Below are 17106 nucleotides of genomic sequence, written 5' to 3'. Positions count from 1 at the left end.
ATGAGCAAGATCCTTATCCGCGGCGCGAAGATCCTCGGCGGCGAACCCCAGGACGTGCTGATCGACGGCGAGACCATCGCCCGCGTCGGCACCGGCCTCGACGCCGCCGGCGCGACCGTCGTCGAGGCCGGGGGGCAGATCCTGCTGCCCGGCCTGGTCGACCTCCACACCCACCTGCGCGAGCCGGGCCGCGAGGACTCCGAGACCGTCCTCACCGGGACGAAGGCGGCGGCCGTCGGCGGCTTCACCGCCGTGCACGCCATGGCCAACACCTTCCCCGTCGCCGACACCGCCGGCGTCGTCGAGCAGGTGTGGCGGCTGGGCAAGGAGTCCGGCTACTGCGACGTGCAGCCGGTCGGCGCCGTCACCGTCGGCCTGGAGGGCAAGCAGCTCGCCGAGCTCGGCGCCATGCACGACTCGGCCGCCGGGGTGAAGGTCTTCTCCGACGACGGCAAGTGCGTCGACGACGCGGTGATCATGCGCCGCGCGCTGGAGTACGTGAAGGCCTTCGACGGCGTCGTCGCCCAGCACGCCCAGGAGCCCCGCCTCACCGAGGGCGCCCAGATGAACGAGGGCGTCGTCTCGGCCGAACTCGGCCTCGGCGGCTGGCCCGCCGTCGCCGAGGAGTCGATCATCGCCCGCGACGTCCTGCTCGCCGCCCACGTCGGTTCCCGGGTGCACATCTGCCACCTGTCGACCGCCGGCTCCGTCGAGATCGTCCGCTGGGCCAAGTCCAAGGGCTGGGACGTCACCGCCGAGGTCACCCCGCACCACCTGCTCCTCACCGACGAACTCGTACGGTCCTACAACCCGGTCTACAAAGTGAACCCGCCGCTGCGCACCGAGGCCGACGTCCAGGCCCTGCGCGAGGCGCTCGCCGACGGCACCATCGACTGCGTCGCCACCGACCACGCCCCGCACCCGCACGAGGACAAGGACTGCGAGTGGGCCGCCGCCGCCATGGGCATGGTGGGCCTGGAGACCGCGCTCTCCGTCGTCCAGCAGACGATGGTCGACACCGGCCTGCTCGACTGGGCGGGCGTCGCCGACCGGATGTCGTTCCGCCCGGCGGCCATCGGCCGCCTCGAAGGACACGGCCGGCCCGTCTCGGCCGGTGAGCCCGCCAACCTCACCCTGGTCGATCCGGCTTACCGTGGTGTCGTGGACCCCGCGGGCTTCGCCTCCCGCAGCCGCAACACTCCGTACGAGGGGCGCGAGCTGCCGGGTCGAGTCACCCACACCTTCCTGCGGGGCCGTGCCACGGTCGTCGACGGGAAGCTCGCGTGACAACACCCACCCACCTGTACCTCCGACTCGCCGCGGAGCAGAAGTCGGCCGAAGTGACCGACTGGTCCGCCCGCATCAGCTGGGTCGTCGGACTGCTGGTCTTCATCGCCTTCGTCTACTGGCTGATGCGCCAGGGATGGAAGTGGCGGGGAAGCCTCCAGTCCGAACTGCCGGAGCTCGCCACCACCCCGGAGGGCTTCGGGGACGGCGCACAACCGCTCACCCTGACCGGCCGCTACCACGCCTCGACCACCGCCGGGCAGTGGCTCGACCGGATCGTCGCCCACGGCCTGGGCACCCGCAGCCGCGTCGAGCTCGCCCTGACCGACCAGGGCCTCGACGTCCGGCGCCCCGGCGCGGCCGACTTCTTCGTCCCGGCCGCCGCGCTGCGCGGGGCCCGGCTCGACAAGGGCATCGCCGGCAAGGTCCTGCCCGAGGGCGGCCTGCTGATCATCACCTGGGCGCACGGCGACAAGCTGATCGACTCCGGCTTCCGCTCCGACCGCTCCGCCGAGCACCCGGCCTGGGTCGAGGCCATCGACCAACTCACCAGCACTACGGAAGGCACCGCACGATGACGATCTCCACCCGGGGAGCCGCGAAAGCTCCCGCCGTACTCGTCCTGGAGGACGGCCGCACCTTCCGCGGCCGTGCCTACGGGGCCGTGGGGGAGACCTTCGGCGAGGCGGTGTTCTCCACCGGCATGACCGGCTACCAGGAGACGCTGACCGACCCCTCCTACCACCGCCAGGTCGTCGTGATGACCGCCCCGCACGTCGGGAACACCGGCGTCAACGACGAGGACCCCGAGTCCGGCCGCATCTGGGTCTCCGGCTACGTCGTCCGCGACCCCGCCCGGGTCCCCTCCAACTGGCGCTCGCGGCGCTCGCTGGACGAGGAGCTGGAGCGCCAGGGCGTCGTCGGCATCAGCGGCATCGACACCCGCGCGCTCACCCGCCACCTGCGCGAGCGCGGCGCCATGCGCGTCGGCATCTTCTCCGGCGACACGATCGCCGACGAGGCCACGCTGCTGGCCCGCGTCCAGGAGGCCCCCGAGATGGTGGGCGCCGACCTCTCCGCCGAAGTCGCCACCAAGGAGGCGTACGTCGTCCCCGCGATCGGCACGAAGAAGTTCACCGTCGCCGCGATCGACCTCGGCATCAAGGGCATGACCCCGCACCGGATGGCCGAACGCGGCATCGAGGTACACGTGCTGCCCGCCACCGCCACCCTGGAGGAGGTGTACGCGGTCGAGCCCGACGGCGTGTTCTTCTCCAACGGCCCCGGCGACCCGGCCACCGCCGACCACCCGGTCGCCGTCATGCAGGGCGTCCTGGAGCGGAGGACCCCGCTCTTCGGAATCTGCTTCGGCAACCAGATTCTGGGGCGCGCCCTCGGCTTCGGCACCTACAAGCTGAAGTACGGCCACCGCGGCATCAACCAGCCCGTGCAGGACCGCACGACCGGCAAGGTCGAGGTCACCGCGCACAACCACGGCTTCGCCGTCGACGCCCCGCTCGACAAGGTGTCCGACACGAAGTACGGCCGCGCCGAGGTCTCCCACGTCTGCCTGAACGACCAGGTCGTCGAGGGGCTCCAGCTCCTCGACCAGCCGGCCTTCAGCGTCCAGTACCACCCCGAAGCAGCCGCGGGCCCGCACGACGCCGCGTACCTCTTCGACCGTTTCGTCACCCTGATGGAGGGCCAGCGTGCCTAAGCGCTCCGATATCCAGTCCGTCCTGGTCATCGGCTCCGGCCCGATCGTCATCGGCCAGGCCGCCGAGTTCGACTACTCCGGCACCCAGGCCTGCCGCGTCCTCAAGGCCGAGGGCCTGCGCGTCGTCCTGGTGAACTCCAACCCGGCGACGATCATGACCGACCCGGAGATCGCCGACGCCACGTACGTCGAGCCGATCACCCCCGATTTCGTCGAGAAGATCATCGCCAAGGAGCGCCCCGACGCGCTGCTGCCCACCCTGGGTGGCCAGACCGCGCTCAACACCGCGATCTCCATGCACGAGAACGGCGTCCTGGAGAAGTACGGCGTCGAGCTCATCGGCGCCAACGTCGAGGCCATCAACAAGGGCGAGGACCGCGACCTGTTCAAGGAGGTCGTGGAGGAGGTCCGCAGGAAGACCGGCCACGGCGAGTCCGCCCGCTCGGTCATCTGCCACTCCATGGACGACGTCCTGGCGGGCGTCGACACGCTCGGCGGCTACCCCGTGGTCGTCCGCCCGTCCTTCACCATGGGCGGCGCCGGCTCCGGCTTCGCCCACGACGAGGACGAACTGCGCCGCATCGCCGGCCAGGGCCTGACGCTCTCCCCGACCACCGAGGTGCTCCTGGAGGAGTCCATCCTCGGCTGGAAGGAGTACGAGCTGGAGCTGATGCGCGACAAGAACGACAACGTCGTGGTCGTCTGCTCCATCGAGAACTTCGACCCGATGGGCGTCCACACCGGCGACTCGATCACCGTCGCCCCCGCGATGACCCTCACCGACCGCGAGTACCAGCGGCTGCGTGACATCGGCATCGCGATCATCCGCGAGGTCGGCGTCGACACCGGCGGCTGCAACATCCAGTTCGCGGTGAACCCCGACGACGGCCGCGTCATCGTCATCGAGATGAACCCGCGCGTCTCCCGCTCCTCGGCGCTCGCGTCGAAGGCCACCGGCTTCCCGATCGCCAAGATCGCCGCCAAGCTGGCCGTCGGCTACACGCTCGACGAGATCCCCAACGACATCACCGAGAAGACCCCGGCCTCCTTCGAGCCGACCCTCGACTACGTCGTCGTCAAGGCCCCGCGCTTCGCCTTCGAGAAGTTCCCCTCCGCCGACTCCACCCTCACCACCACCATGAAGTCGGTGGGCGAGGCCATGGCGATCGGCCGGAACTTCACCGAGGCCCTCCAGAAGGCGCTGCGCTCGCTGGAGAAGAAGGGCTCGCAGTTCTCCTTCACCGGCGAGCCCGGCGACAAGGCCGCGCTGCTCGCCGAGGCGGTCCGCCCGACCGACGGCCGGATCAACACCGTCATGCAGGCGATCCGGGCCGGCGCCACCCAGGAGGAGGTCTTCGAAGCCACGAAGATCGACCCCTGGTTCGTCGACCAGCTCTTCCTGATCAAGGAGATCGCCGACGAGCTGGCGGGCGCGGACGAGCTGGACCCCGCGCTGCTCGCCGAGGCCAAGCGGCACGGCTTCTCCGACGCCCAGATCGCCGACATCCGCAGCCTGCGCGAGGACGTCGTGCGCGAGGTGCGGCACGCGCTGGGCATCCGCCCGGTCTACAAGACGGTCGACACCTGCGCCGCCGAGTTCGCCGCGAGGACGCCGTACTTCTACTCCTCCTACGACGAGGAGAGCGAGGTCGCGCCGCGCACCAGGCCCGCGGTGATCATCCTCGGCTCCGGCCCGAACCGCATCGGCCAGGGCATCGAGTTCGACTACTCCTGCGTCCACGCCTCCTTCGCGCTCAGCGACGCGGGCTACGAGACCGTGATGGTCAACTGCAACCCGGAGACCGTCTCCACCGACTACGACACCTCCGACCGCCTGTACTTCGAGCCGCTGACGCTCGAGGACGTGCTGGAGATCGTCCACGCGGAGACCCTCGCGGGCCCCGTCGCCGGCGTCGTCGTGCAGCTCGGTGGCCAGACCCCGCTGGGCCTCTCGCAGGCGCTCAAGGACAACGGCGTACCGGTCGTCGGCACTTCCCCGGAGGCCATCCACGCCGCCGAGGACCGCGGCGCCTTCGGCCGGGTCCTGGCCGAGGCCGGGCTGCCCGCCCCGAAGCACGGCACCGCCACCACCTTCGGCGAGGCCAAGGCCATCGCCGACGAGATCGGCTACCCCGTCCTCGTGCGCCCCAGCTACGTGCTCGGCGGGCGCGGCATGGAGATCGTGTACGACGAGGCGCGGCTCTCCTCGTACATCGCCGAGTCCACCGAGATCAGCCCCACCCGGCCGGTCCTGGTCGACCGCTTCCTCGACGACGCGATCGAGATCGACGTCGACGCGCTCTACGACGGCACCGAGCTCTACCTCGGCGGCGTCATGGAGCACATCGAGGAGGCCGGCATCCACTCCGGCGACTCCGCCTGCGCGCTGCCCCCGATCACGCTCGGCGGCTTCGACATCAAGCGGCTGCGCGCCTCCACCGAGGGCATCGCCAAGGGCGTCGGCGTCCGCGGACTGATCAACATCCAGTTCGCGCTCTCCGGCGACATCCTGTACGTCCTGGAGGCCAACCCGCGCGCCTCCCGCACCGTCCCCTTCACCTCGAAGGCGACCGCGGTCCCGCTCGCCAAGGCCGCCGCCCGCCTCTCGCTGGGTGCGACCATCGCCGAGCTGCGCGCGGAGGGACTGCTCCCGGCGAACGGCGACGGCGGCACCCTGCCGCTCGACGCGCCGATCTCCGTCAAGGAGGCCGTCATGCCGTGGTCGCGCTTCCGCGACATCCACGGCCGCGGCGTCGACACCGTCCTCGGCCCGGAGATGCGCTCCACCGGCGAGGTCATGGGCATCGACTCGGTCTTCGGCACGGCGTACGCCAAGTCGCAGGCCGGCGCGTACGGCCCGCTGCCCACCAAGGGCCGCGCCTTCATCTCGGTCGCCAACCGCGACAAGCGCTCGATGATCTTCCCGGCGCGCGAACTCGTCGCCCACGGCTTCGAGCTGCTCGCCACCTCCGGCACCGCCGAGGTCCTCAAGCGCAACGGCATCAACGCCACGATCGTGCGCAAGCAGTCCGAGGGCACCGGCCCGCAGGGCGAGAGGACCATCGTCCAGCTGATCCACGACGGCGAGGTCGACCTCATCGTCAACACCCCGTACGGGACGGGCGGCCGGCTCGACGGCTACGAGATCCGCACCGCCGCCGTGGCCCGCTCCGTGCCCTGCCTGACGACGGTGCAGGCGCTCGCCGCCGCCGTCCAGGGCATCGACGCCCTCACCCACGGGGGCGTAGGCGTCCGTTCCCTCCAGGAACACGCGGAACATCTGACAGCGGCCCGCGACTAGGGTCCTTCGTCCGGATCGGTCCGGACCGGCGAGCGTGCACGCAGGGGCACGCGAGCCCGGCACGATCCGGACCAGAGGCCCTGGCCACTCCACAGGGGGACACCGGAAACGGTGTCCCCCTCTCCGTGAGGACACCGAGGACACCCCGATGTACAAGTTCTTCTTCCAGCTGGTCTTCAAGCGGATGGACCCGGAACAGGCCCACCACCTGGCCTTCCGGTGGATCCGTCTCGCCGCCCGCATCCCCGTGCTGCGCACCTTCGTCGCCGCCGCGCTCGCGCCCCGGTACGAGGAGCTGCGCACCGAGGCCCTCGGCCTGCGCATGCACGGCCCCTTCGGCCTCGCCGCCGGCTTCGACAAGAACGCCGTCGCGATCGACGGCATGGCGATGCTCGGCTTCGACCACGTCGAGATCGGCACCGTCACCGGTGAGCCGCAGCCCGGAAACCCCAGGAAGCGCCTCTTCCGCCTCGTCGCGGACCGCGCGCTGATCAACCGCATGGGCTTCAACAACGAGGGCTCGGCCGCCGTGGCCGCCCGGCTGGCCGCCCGCAGGCCGGTCTTCAGGACCACGGTCGGCGTGAACATCGGCAAGACGAAGGTCGTGCCGGAGGCCGAGGCGGTCGGCGACTACGTGAAGTCCGCCGAGCGTCTCGCCGGCCACGCCGACTACCTCGTCGTGAACGTCTCCTCGCCCAACACCCCGGGCCTGCGCAACCTCCAGGCCACCGAGGCGCTGCGGCCGCTGCTCGGCGCCGTGCGCGAGGCGGCCGACCGGGTCGTCACCGGCCGCCGGGTCCCGCTGCTCGTCAAGATCGCCCCGGACCTCGCGGACGAGGACATCGACGCGGTCGCCGACCTCGCGGTCGAACTGGGCCTGGACGGCATCATCGCCACCAACACCACCATCGCCCGCGACGGCCTGGGCCTGAAGTCCTCGCCCGACCTGACCGGGGAGACCGGCGGACTGTCCGGAGCACCCCTCAAGGCGCGCTCCCTGGAGGTCATCGGCCGCCTGTACGCGCGCGTGGGCGACCGGATCACCCTCATCGGCGTCGGGGGCATCGAGAACGCCGAGGACGCCTGGCAGCGCATCCTCGCGGGCGCCACCCTCGTCCAGGGCTACAGCGCCTTCATCTACGAGGGCCCGTTCTACGCCAGGGCGATCCACAAGGGCCTGGCAGCGCGCCTGGCCGCCTCCCCGTACGCCACGCTCGCCGAGGCCGTCGGCGCGGAAACCAGGAAGGCCACCGCATGAGCCCCGAACCCTTCGGCGCACGCCTGCGCCGCGCCATGGACACCCGCGGACCGCTCTGCGTGGGCATCGACCCGCACGGTTCGCTCCTCACCTCCTGGGGCCTGGACGACGACGTCGCGGGCCTGGAGCGCTTCACCCGCACCGTCGTCGAGGCACTGGCCGACCGCGTCGCCGTGCTGAAGCCGCAGTCGGCGTTCTTCGAGCGCTTCGGCTCGCGCGGCATCGCCGTGCTGGAGAAGGCCGTCGAGGAGGCGCGGGCGGCCGGCGCGCTGGTGCTGATGGACGCCAAGCGCGGCGACATCGGCTCCACCATGGGCGCCTACGCGGCGACCTACCTGGACCCGGCCTCGCCGCTGTTCTCGGACGCGGTCACCGTCTCGCCGTACCTCGGCTTCGGCTCGCTGCGCCCGGCGCTCGACGCGGCTGCGGCCTCCGGCGCGGGCGTCTTCGTGCTCGCCCTCACCTCCAACCCGGAGGGCGCCGAGGTGCAGCGCGCCACCGCCGCCGACGGCCGCTCGCTGGCCCAGGTGATGCTGGACCACATGGCCGCCGAGAACGCGGGGGCGAGCCCGCTGGGCTCGGTGGGCGCGGTGGTCGGCGCGACGCTCGGGGACGCGGGAGCGGACCTGGCGATCAACGGGCCGCTGCTCGCCCCCGGGATCGGGGCGCAGGGGGCGACGCCCGCGGATCTGCCCGGCGTCTTCGGCGACGCGGTGGGCAATGTGGTGCCCAGCGTGAGCCGCGGCGTGCTGAGCCGGGGACCGGACGCGGCGGGGCTGCGGGCGGCCGCGGAGCGGTTCGCGGACGAGATCCGGGCCGCCGTCTCGGATGGGTGAACGGGCCACGCAACAGCCCGTTGATTGTTTCCTGACCAAAAAACTCGGTCTTTATGCCTGAAATGTCCTGGTCGGCCAAGGCTGACCAGGACTTTTCGTTGGTTCTCGCTGACTCGAGCGGTCTTGGCCGCTAGTCTCCGACGAGAGCCGACGCGCACGAAGTGTTCGTCGCTCACCTGGTGCGGGGCGATCTGCGTCCTCACCGGTCCGTATCCGACAGATCGACATCCGAGGTGACGTAGGCGTGGCTCTTCCGCCCCTTACCCCTGAACAGCGCGCAGCCGCGCTCGAAAAGGCCGCCGCGGCTCGCCGGGAGCGGGCCGAGGTCAAGAATCGACTCAAGCACTCCGGCGCCTCCCTCCACGAGGTCATCAAGCAGGGCCAGGAGAACGACGTCATCGGCAAGATGAAGGTCTCCGCCCTCCTGGAGTCCCTGCCGGGCGTGGGCAAGGTCCGCGCCAAGCAGATCATGGAGCGGCTCGGCATCTCCGAGAGCCGTCGGGTCCGAGGCCTCGGCTCCAACCAGATCGCATCCCTGGAGCGTGAGTTCGGCGGCAGCGCCGCCTGACGTTCTCGGGCACCCCCGAGAACCTGGATAATCGCTCCATGGCTGCAACATCCCGGGGGACGTCCCCCGTACCCCCGGACGTACGTCCGCGGCTGACCGTGCTCTCCGGCCCCTCCGGGGTCGGCAAGAGCACGGTCGTCGCCCATATGCGCAAGGTCCATCCCGAAGTCTGGCTCTCGGTGTCGGCGACGACCCGCAAGCCTCGCCCCGGCGAGCGCGACGGCGTCCACTACTTCTTCGTGGACGACGGGGAGTTCGACAAGCTGATCGCCAACGGCGAGCTGCTGGAGTGGGCCGAGTTCGCGGGCAACCGCTACGGCACGCCCCGCCGCGCCGTGCTCGACCGCCTGGAGGCGGGCGAGCCGGTGCTGCTGGAGATCGATCTCCAGGGCGCCCGGCTGGTCCGCCAGTCGATGCCGGAGGCCCAGCTGGTCTTCCTGGCCCCGCCGAGCTGGGACGAGCTGGTCCGCCGGCTCACCGGCCGGGGGACCGAGGCGCCCGAGGTGATCGAGCGCAGGCTCGCCGCCGCCCGGGTCGAACTGGCCGCCGAGGCCGAGTTCGACACGACGCTGGTCAACACCTCCGTCGAGGACGTGGCCCGTGAGCTGCTAGCCTTGATGCTGGAGGTTTCCGGCCACCGAGCCGACAGCGACTGACGCACGACCGAATGCCACCACCCATGCATGGCTCATACATGACTCGTGCACGAGTGAGGCATTACTGATCACGTACGGCTGACGCCGCACGACCGATCACCGTACGACCCAGCCGCGACCGGCCCGGGCAAGCACGGCGGAACCCCGCACCGTCAAAGTTTTCTTTGATCTTTACCCCCTTCGGAAGGCAGAGAGTGTCCTCTTCCATCACCACGCCCGAGGGCATCATCAACCCGCCGATTGATGAGCTCCTCGAGGCCACCGACTCGAAGTACAGCCTCGTGATCTACGCCGCCAAGCGCGCGCGCCAGATCAACGCGTACTACTCGCAGCTCGGCGAGGGTCTCCTGGAGTACGTCGGCCCGCTCGTGGACACCCACGTCCACGAGAAGCCGCTGTCGATCGCGCTCCGCGAGATCAACGCGGGCCTGCTCACCTCCGAGGCCATCGAGGGCCCCGCGCAGTAAGCAGGAATCGCACCTTCACCTCGGGCCCGGCCGCCACGGCAGCCGGGCCCGAGGTGTGTCCGGGGCCACGGCGTCAAGGCGGGCGCGGTGAGGCAGCATGGGGGTGTTCGTATCCGAGTGCGGGGAGACGCAGTGGACAAGCCGAAGGTCGTTCTTGGGGTCAGCGGGGGCATCGCCGCGTACAAGGCGTGCGAGCTGCTGCGCCGGCTGACCGAGTCCGGACACGACGTGCGCGTCGTCCCGACCGGGTCGGCGCTGAACTTCGTGGGGGAGGCCACCTGGTCGGCGCTCTCCGGCCACCCGGTGGCCACGGAGGTCTGGGACGACGTCCACGAGGTCCCGCACGTCCGGATCGGACAGGGCGCCGACCTCGTGGTCGTCGCCCCCGCCACCGCCGACACCCTCGCCAGGGCCGCCCACGGCCTCGCCGACGACCTGCTCACCAACACCCTCCTCACCGCCCGCTGTCCGGTCGTCTTCGCGCCCGCCATGCACACCGAGATGTGGGAGCACCCCGCCACCCGGGAGAACGTCGCCACGCTGCGCCGCCGCGGCGCCGTCGTCATCGAGCCCGCCGTCGGCCGGCTCACCGGCGTCGACACCGGCAAGGGCCGGCTGCCCGACCCCGGCGAGATCTTCGAGGTCTGCCGCCGGGTGCTGGCCCGCGGATCCGTCGAGCCCGACCTGGCCGGGCGCCACGTCGTGATCAGCGCGGGCGGCACCCGCGAGCCGCTCGACCCGGTGCGCTACCTCGGCAACCGTTCCTCGGGCAAGCAGGGCTACGCGCTGGCCCGCACCGCGGTCGCCCGCGGCGCCCGGGTCACCCTCGTGGAGGCCAACACCGGTCTGCCCGACCCGGCCGGGGCCGACGTCCTGCACGCCGGGACCGCCGTCCAGCTGCGCGAGGCCGTCCTGAAGGCCGCCGCGGACGCCGACGTGGTCGTGATGGCGGCGGCGGTCGCCGACTTCCGCCCCGCCGAGTACGCCACGGGGAAGATCAAGAAGAAGGACGGCCAGGAGCCCGCGCCCCTCACGCTCGTCCGCAACCCCGACATCCTCGCCGAGGTGGCCGGCGAGCGCGCCCGGCCGGGCCAGATCGTCGTGGGATTCGCCGCCGAGACCGACGACGTCCTCGCCAACGGCCGGGAGAAGCTCCGCCGCAAGGGCTGCGACCTCCTCGTCGTCAACGAGGTGGGGGAGCGCAGGACCTTCGGGTCGGAGGAGAACGAGGCGGTGGTGCTCGCGGCGGACGGCGGCGAGACCCAGGTGCCGTACGGACCCAAGGAAGCACTCGCCGACACGGTCTGGGACCTCGTGTCGGTACGCCTGGGGTGAAATTCTTGTTTCATGCCGCCAACCGGGCCGGAACCCCTGAAACACGGGGAAAAACCGGCTTCCGGAGGCCGGTCGGCGGCTCCCCGGGGAACGTGGAGCGGGTCACAGAACTCCCAAGGGGCGAGACACACTGTCCGCCGGGCGAAAGCGACCGATAAACTGATCCAGGACCGTGCCGGGCGCAGCTCCCGGCGGTCCGCCAAATGATCAGCCAGCAGCCGCTGCAACCCCAGGGAGCGATGTGTCCCGCCGTCTCTTCACCTCGGAGTCCGTCACCGAGGGCCACCCCGACAAGATCGCCGACCAGATCAGCGACACCATCCTCGACGCACTGCTCCGTGAGGACCCCCGGTCCCGCGTCGCCGTCGAGACGCTGATCACCACCGGTCTGGTGCACGTCGCGGGTGAGGTCACGACCAAGGCCTACGCCGACATCCCGACCCTTGTGCGCAACAAGGTCCTCGAGATCGGTTACGACTCCTCCAAGAAGGGCTTCGACGGCGCCTCCTGCGGCGTCTCGGTGTCCATCGGCGCGCAGTCGCCCGACATCGCGCAGGGTGTCGACACCGCCTACGAGAAGCGCGTCGAGGGCGACGAGGACGAGCTCGACAAGCAGGGCGCCGGCGACCAGGGCCTGATGTTCGGCTACGCCTGCGACGAGACGCCCGAGCTCATGCCGCTCCCGATCCACCTCGCGCACCGGCTCTCGCGCCGGCTCTCCGAGGTCCGCAAGAACGGGACCATCCCGTACCTGCGCCCCGACGGCAAGACCCAGGTCACCATCGAGTACGACGGCGACAAGGCCGTCCGTCTCGACACCGTCGTCGTCTCCTCGCAGCACGCCAGCGACATCGACCTCGACTCGCTGCTCGCGCCCGACATCCGCGAGTTCGTCGTGGAGCACGTGCTCGCGCAGCTGCTCGAGGACGGCATCAAGCTGGACACCGAGGGCTACCGGCTGCTGGTGAACCCGACCGGGCGTTTCGAGATCGGCGGCCCGATGGGCGACGCCGGTCTGACCGGCCGGAAGATCATCATCGACACCTACGGCGGCATGGCCCGGCACGGCGGCGGCGCCTTCTCCGGCAAGGACCCGTCGAAGGTGGACCGCTCGGCCGCGTACGCGATGCGCTGGGTCGCCAAGAACGTCGTCGCGGCCGGCCTCGCCGCCCGCTGCGAGGTCCAGGTCGCGTACGCGATCGGCAAGGCCGAGCCGGTCGGCCTGTTCGTCGAGACCTTCGGCACCGCCGCGATCGACACCGAGAAGATCGAGCACGCCATCGGCGAGGTCTTCGACCTGCGCCCGGCCGCGATCATCCGCGACCTCGACCTGCTGCGCCCGATCTACTCCCGGACCGCGGCGTACGGTCACTTCGGCCGCGAGCTGCCCGACTTCACCTGGGAGCGCACCGACCGCGTGGACGCGCTGCGCGCGGCGGCCGGGCTGTAGGCCCGCCGCAGTCGTTCGTACGCCGGGGCCCGGACACCACGCGCGGTGTCCGGGCCCCGGCGCGTGCGGGGCCGGGGCCGCTGTCGGTGGCGTCTGGTAGGAATTTGGCTGTGAGCAGCGAAGACGAGCGGACCGAGGACCCCAGCGGCGGGGCCCCGGAGCAGCTTGCGCTGATCCGGGAGACGGTGCGCAGGGCCAAGGTGCCGCGGGCCAAGCCGCGCACCTGGCGCGATGCCGCCCTCGCCCCGGAACTGCCCGTCGCCCGCGTCCTGGTCAACAAGGGCGCGCTCCACCTCGACCAGTACTTCGACTACGCGGTGCCCGAGGAGCTCGACGCCGAGGCCCGGCCCGGGGTGCGGGTGCGGGTGCGCTTCGGGGCCGGCGGGCGCAACGTCCGCGGCGGACGGCGCGAGGGCGGCGGGCTGATCGACGGCTTCCTCGTCGAGCGGCTCGCCGAGTCGGACTACCCCGGGGCCCTGGCCGCGCTCGCCTACGTCGTGTCGCCCGAACCGGTGCTGGGGCCGGAACTGCTCGCGCTCTCGCGGGCCGTCGCCGACCGCTACGCCGGCAGCCTCGCCGATGTGCTCCAGCTGGCCGTGCCGCCCCGCAACGGCAGGGCCGAATCGGCGCCCTCGCCCGAGCCCCTGCCCCCGCCGCCCGCCCCGCCGGCGGGCAGCTGGGAGCGGTATCCGCAGGGTCCGGCCTTCCTGCGGGCACTGGCCGGGGGCGGGGCGCCCCGGGCCGTGTGGACGGCGCTGCCCGGCCCCCACTGGCCCGAGGAGGTCGCCAGGGCCATGGCCGCGACCCTCGCGTCGGGGCGCGGCGCGCTCGTCGTCATGCCGGACGGACGGAGCGCGGGCCGGGTGGACGCGGCGCTCACCGCGCTGCTCGGTCCGGGCCGGCACGCGCTGCTGACCGCCGAGTCCGGCCCGGAGAAGCGCTACCGCCAATGGCTCGCGATCCGGCGCGGCTCGGTGCGCGCGGTCGTCGGGACCAGGGCCGCGATGTTCGCGCCCGTCGCCGACCTCGGCCTGGTCGCCGTCTGGGACGACGGGGACTCCAGCCACAGCGACGACAACGCCCCCTTCCCGCACGTCCGCGAGGTGCTCGAACTGCGGGCGACGCAGAGCCGGTGCGCGTTCCTGCTCGGCGGCACGAGCTGCACCGTGGAGGCCGCCCAGCTGGTGGAGAGCGGCTGGGCGCTGCCGCTGGCCGCGGACCGGGAGCAGCTGCGGGCCGCGGCGCCCCTGGTGCGCACGGTGGGCGACGGGGAGCTGGCCCGGGACGGCGCCGCCAGGGCCGCGCGGCTGCCCAGCCTGGCCTGGCAGACGGTGCGGGACGGGCTGCGCAGCGGCCCCGTCCTGATCCAGGTGCCGCGCCGCGGCTACGTTCCCCGGCTGTCCTGCGAACGCTGCCGCGAACCCGCCCGGTGCCGGCACTGCTCCGGGCCGCTCCAGGCGGTGGACCAGCGGGACCTCGACTGCACCTGGTGCGGACGGGCCGAGACCGCCTGGCGCTGTGTCGCCTGCGGCGGGGCCCGGCTGCGGGCCAGTGTCGTCGGAGCCCGTCGCACCGCCGAGGAGCTGGGCCGGGCGTTCCCGGACGTGCCGGTGCGGACCTCGGGCCGCGACCACGTCCTCGACTCCGTACCGGCGGCCCCGGCCCTGGTCGTCAGCACCCCCGGCGCCGAACCCGTGGCCGAGGGCGGTTACGCGGCCGCCCTGCTGCTGGACGGCTGGGCGATGGTCGGCCGGCCCGACCTGCGGGCGGGCGAGGAGGCGCTGCGCCGCTGGACGGCCGCGGCCGCGCTGGTGCGCGGGCAGCGGGAGCGGGGCACGGTGGTGATCGTCGCCGAGCCGACGCTGCGGCCGGTGCAGGCCCTGGTGCGCTGGGACCCGGTCGGACACGCCCGTCGCGAACTGGCCGAACGGGCCGAGCTGGGCTTCCCGCCGGTCTCCCGGATGGCGGCGGTGACGGGGCTGCCGGAGGCGCTCGCCGCGTTCCTGGCGGAGGCCGAGCTGCCACCGGAGGCCGAGGTGCTCGGTCCGGTCCCGGTGCCGTCCGCCGTACCGGGCAGGCCCCGCAGGCCCGGGGAGGCGCCGCAGGGGGAGTCCTGGGAGCGGGCGCTCCTCAGGGTGCCGCCGGGCCGCGGGGCGGCACTGGCCGCCGCGCTGAAGGCCGCGCAGGCGGCGCGCACCTCCCGGGGGAGCGGCGGGCAGGTCCGGATCAGGGTGGACCCGCCGGACATCGGGTGACGGGGCGGCAGCGGGCCGAAGAACCCGTACGGCGGCCGGCCGCGGATGCGGTCGGCCGCCGGGGGAATCGGTGGTGGGGGCGTGCGTGGAGGTACGGCTGCCCCGCCGGGCGTCGGAACACGGCGGGGCAGGGGCGGAGCGGTCAGCCGTTGCGCGGACCGGGGAAGACACCGGGGCGCAGGTCGTCCCGGAGCACCGGACGGTCCCCCGGCTGCGGCGGCATGGAGCGCGCGGCGGGCACGACGGGCAGCGCGGACGGGTTCGCCGAACCCGGCAGGGCGCGCGGCCCCGCCGTCTCCGCGGCGGTCTCGGCCGCCCCCGTCTGCCGGGCGTTGCGACGGGCGCCGTAGCGCCGGTGCACCGCCTGCTTGGTGACCCCGAGCGCGGAGCCCACCGCGTCCCAGGAGAAGCCCAGCGAACGGTCGAAGTCCACCGCCGCGGTGACCAGGGTCTCGACGCTGTCGCGCAGTTCCTGGGCCAGCCTGACGGTGGGGGCCGGGGCCCGGCCGTAGACGACGAAGCCCGTGGACGGGCCGGAGCGGCGGGGACGGTAGACGTTGCCCAGTTGGGCGGTGAGCGTGCGCAGCGCGTCCACCTGCCGCCGGACCCGCTCGATGTCCCGCACCAACAGATGCAGGCTGGCCCTCGCTTGGGCGTCGTGGGTTGCGTGGTCGGCCATGAAGAAGCCTCTCGAACCGGCGTTGAAAGGGATCGGGCCGCATCGTGGCGGCTCGCTTCGGTCAATCTCTCTTGACCAACGCCCGAGCTGTGGATCTGGTCACGCATCAGGGGCGCGTGCGCCCGTCAAAGGGGCGCGCGGCCATGCGTACGCCCCCCGGCCGCCCGGCCCATAGACTGAGGGGCCGACCGGCGAACAGGGGGCGGCGTCACGGGGCTGCCGGTCGGTCCCACGCGTCGCTCGTCACCGTACGTTCCGGCCCGAGAGGCAGTCAGCCACCCATGAAGCTCGTCTTCGCAGGCACCCCCGAGGTAGCCGTACCCGCCCTGGACGCCCTGATCGCCTCCGACCGGCACGAGGTGGCCGCCGTCGTCACCCGGCCCGACGCCCCCGCCGGGCGGGGCCGACGGCTGGTCGCCAGCCCCGTCGCCGAGCGCGCCGAGGAGGCCGGCATCGAGGTGCTCAAGCCCGCCCGGCCGCGCGACGCGGACTTCCTGGCCCGGCTGCGGGAGATCGCCCCGGACTGCTGCCCGGTCGTCGCCTACGGGGCGCTGCTCCCCGAGGAGGCGCTCGCCGTGCCCGCCCGCGGCTGGGTCAACCTCCACTTCTCGCTGCTGCCCGCCTGGCGCGGCGCCGCCCCCGTGCAGCACGCGGTCATGGCGGGCGACGAGGTGACCGGCGCGTCGACCTTCCTGATCGAGGAGGGCCTGGACTCCGGCCCGGTGTACGGCGTCCTCACCGAGGAGGTGCGCCCCACCGACACCAGCGGCGACCTGCTCACCCGGCTCGCGTTCGCCGGTGCGGGGCTGCTCGCAGCGACGATGGACGGCATCGAGGACGGCACCCTGCACGCCGTTCCGCAGCCCGCCGAGGGGATCACCCTCGCACCGAAGATCACCGTCGAGGACGCCCAGGTGCAGTGGTCCGCCCCCGCCCTGCGGGTCGACCGCGTGGTGCGCGGCTGCACGCCCGCCCCCGGCGCCTGGACCCTGTTCCGCGGGGAACGCCTGAAGCTGGTCCAGGTGGCGCCCGTGCAGGACCGTGCCGACCTGGCCCCCGGCGAGCTGTCGGCGGCGAAGAACAACGTGTACGTGGGCACCGGGTCGCACGCCGTCGAACTGCTCTGGGTCCAGCCGCAGGGCAAGAAGCCGATGCGGGCCGCCGACTGGGCCCGCGGGGTGCGCATCGCCCACGGCGAGCTGCTGGGCGTCTGAGACCCGCCGCCCGCCCGCCGGCCGGAGACCGCCCGGCGGGCGCCGGGGCCCTTCGCGGCCCGGGCGGCGATACGCTGGGAGGA

Annotated in this window: 14 protein-coding genes; 13 read left to right on the top strand and 1 reads right to left on the bottom strand. The window is 72.6% G+C overall.

The window, feature by feature from the left end; genetic code table 11:
• The 12 genes from OCT49_RS04745 to OCT49_RS04690 all read left to right on the top strand — a co-directional run bounded on the left by OCT49_RS04745 (position 1) and on the right by OCT49_RS04690 (position 15130).
• A complete protein-coding gene (locus tag OCT49_RS04745) occupies positions 1–1287 on the top strand; it encodes a dihydroorotase (RefSeq protein ID WP_283850642.1) in 1287 nt (428 codons plus the stop codon).
• Positions 1284–1865, top strand: coding sequence for a PH-like domain-containing protein (locus OCT49_RS04740; RefSeq protein ID WP_283850641.1), 582 nt, complete (start codon positions 1284–1286; stop codon positions 1863–1865). Before OCT49_RS04745 ends, OCT49_RS04740 begins: the two co-directional genes overlap by 4 nt.
• Positions 1862–3004, top strand: coding sequence for a glutamine-hydrolyzing carbamoyl-phosphate synthase small subunit (gene carA, locus OCT49_RS04735; protein WP_283850640.1), 1143 nt, complete (start codon positions 1862–1864; stop codon positions 3002–3004). The genes OCT49_RS04740 and carA overlap by 4 nt, the downstream gene beginning before the upstream one ends.
• Positions 2997–6305 (top strand): carbamoyl-phosphate synthase large subunit, encoded by a 3309-nt coding sequence (carB, locus tag OCT49_RS04730; RefSeq protein ID WP_283850639.1) that lies wholly within the window; start codon positions 2997–2999, stop codon positions 6303–6305. The genes carA and carB overlap by 8 nt, the downstream gene beginning before the upstream one ends.
• 148 nt (positions 6306–6453) lie before the next feature.
• Positions 6454–7563, top strand: a complete 1110-nt coding sequence (locus OCT49_RS04725; RefSeq protein ID WP_283850638.1) for a quinone-dependent dihydroorotate dehydrogenase — start codon at positions 6454–6456, stop codon at positions 7561–7563.
• The gene (gene pyrF, locus OCT49_RS04720; protein ID WP_283850637.1) at positions 7560–8399 is read left to right on the top strand and encodes an orotidine-5'-phosphate decarboxylase; all 840 of its coding nucleotides are present in this window, start codon (positions 7560–7562) and stop codon (positions 8397–8399) included. The genes OCT49_RS04725 and pyrF overlap by 4 nt, the downstream gene beginning before the upstream one ends.
• 244 nt (positions 8400–8643) lie before the next feature.
• Positions 8644–8967, top strand: a complete 324-nt coding sequence (locus tag OCT49_RS04715) for an integration host factor (protein ID WP_014157387.1) — start codon at positions 8644–8646, stop codon at positions 8965–8967.
• A 38-nt stretch (positions 8968–9005) separates the two neighbouring features.
• On the top strand, positions 9006–9623 hold the full coding sequence (gene gmk / locus OCT49_RS04710) for a guanylate kinase (protein WP_283850636.1): 618 nt from the start codon (positions 9006–9008) through the stop codon (positions 9621–9623).
• 194 nt (positions 9624–9817) lie between these two features.
• Positions 9818–10090, top strand: coding sequence for a DNA-directed RNA polymerase subunit omega (gene rpoZ / locus OCT49_RS04705; protein ID WP_003970369.1), 273 nt, complete (start codon positions 9818–9820; stop codon positions 10088–10090).
• A gap of 132 nt (positions 10091–10222) precedes the next feature.
• Complete coding sequence (gene coaBC, locus OCT49_RS04700; RefSeq protein WP_283850635.1) at positions 10223–11425, top strand: bifunctional phosphopantothenoylcysteine decarboxylase/phosphopantothenate--cysteine ligase CoaBC; 1203 nt, start codon at positions 10223–10225, stop codon at positions 11423–11425.
• A gap of 241 nt (positions 11426–11666) precedes the next feature.
• Entirely contained in the window at positions 11667–12875 is a 1209-nt protein-coding gene (metK, locus tag OCT49_RS04695) for a methionine adenosyltransferase (RefSeq protein WP_283850634.1), read from the top strand.
• Between the two features lie 110 nt (positions 12876–12985).
• On the top strand, positions 12986–15130 hold the full coding sequence (locus tag OCT49_RS04690) for a primosomal protein N' (protein ID WP_283850633.1): 2145 nt from the start codon (positions 12986–12988) through the stop codon (positions 15128–15130).
• Between the two features lie 142 nt (positions 15131–15272).
• Here OCT49_RS04690 and OCT49_RS04685 read toward each other — a convergent pair whose 3' ends face one another.
• Positions 15273–15809 (bottom strand): hypothetical protein, encoded by a 537-nt coding sequence (locus tag OCT49_RS04685; protein ID WP_283850632.1) that lies wholly within the window; start codon positions 15807–15809, stop codon positions 15273–15275.
• A 281-nt stretch (positions 15810–16090) separates the two neighbouring features.
• On the opposite strand from OCT49_RS04685, the gene fmt reads away from it, so the two are divergent.
• Positions 16091–17023, top strand: a complete 933-nt coding sequence (gene fmt / locus OCT49_RS04680; protein WP_283850631.1) for a methionyl-tRNA formyltransferase — start codon at positions 16091–16093, stop codon at positions 17021–17023.
• Positions 17024–17106 lie beyond the last annotated feature (83 nt).

It is taken from the genome of Streptomyces sp. ML-6, assembly GCF_030116705.1.
Lineage (GTDB): Bacteria > Actinomycetota > Actinomycetes > Streptomycetales > Streptomycetaceae > Streptomyces.
Note: the sequence above shows the minus strand (reverse complement) of the source record. Positions and strands in the feature narration are given on the sequence as shown.

Coding starts and splice junctions, on each gene's coding strand:
- OCT49_RS04745 (WP_283850642.1), top strand. CDS start 1: ATGAGCAAGATCCTTATCCGCGGCGCGAAGATCCTCGGCGGCGAACCC.
- carA (WP_283850640.1), top strand. CDS start 1,862: ATGACGATCTCCACCCGGGGAGCCGCGAAAGCTCCCGCCGTACTCGTC.
- OCT49_RS04725 (WP_283850638.1), top strand. CDS start 6,454: ATGTACAAGTTCTTCTTCCAGCTGGTCTTCAAGCGGATGGACCCGGAA.
- pyrF (WP_283850637.1), top strand. CDS start 7,560: ATGAGCCCCGAACCCTTCGGCGCACGCCTGCGCCGCGCCATGGACACC.
- gmk (WP_283850636.1), top strand. CDS start 9,006: ATGGCTGCAACATCCCGGGGGACGTCCCCCGTACCCCCGGACGTACGT.
- OCT49_RS04685 (WP_283850632.1), bottom strand. CDS start 15,809: ATGGCCGACCACGCAACCCACGACGCCCAAGCGAGGGCCAGCCTGCAT.
- fmt (WP_283850631.1), top strand. CDS start 16,091: ATGAAGCTCGTCTTCGCAGGCACCCCCGAGGTAGCCGTACCCGCCCTG.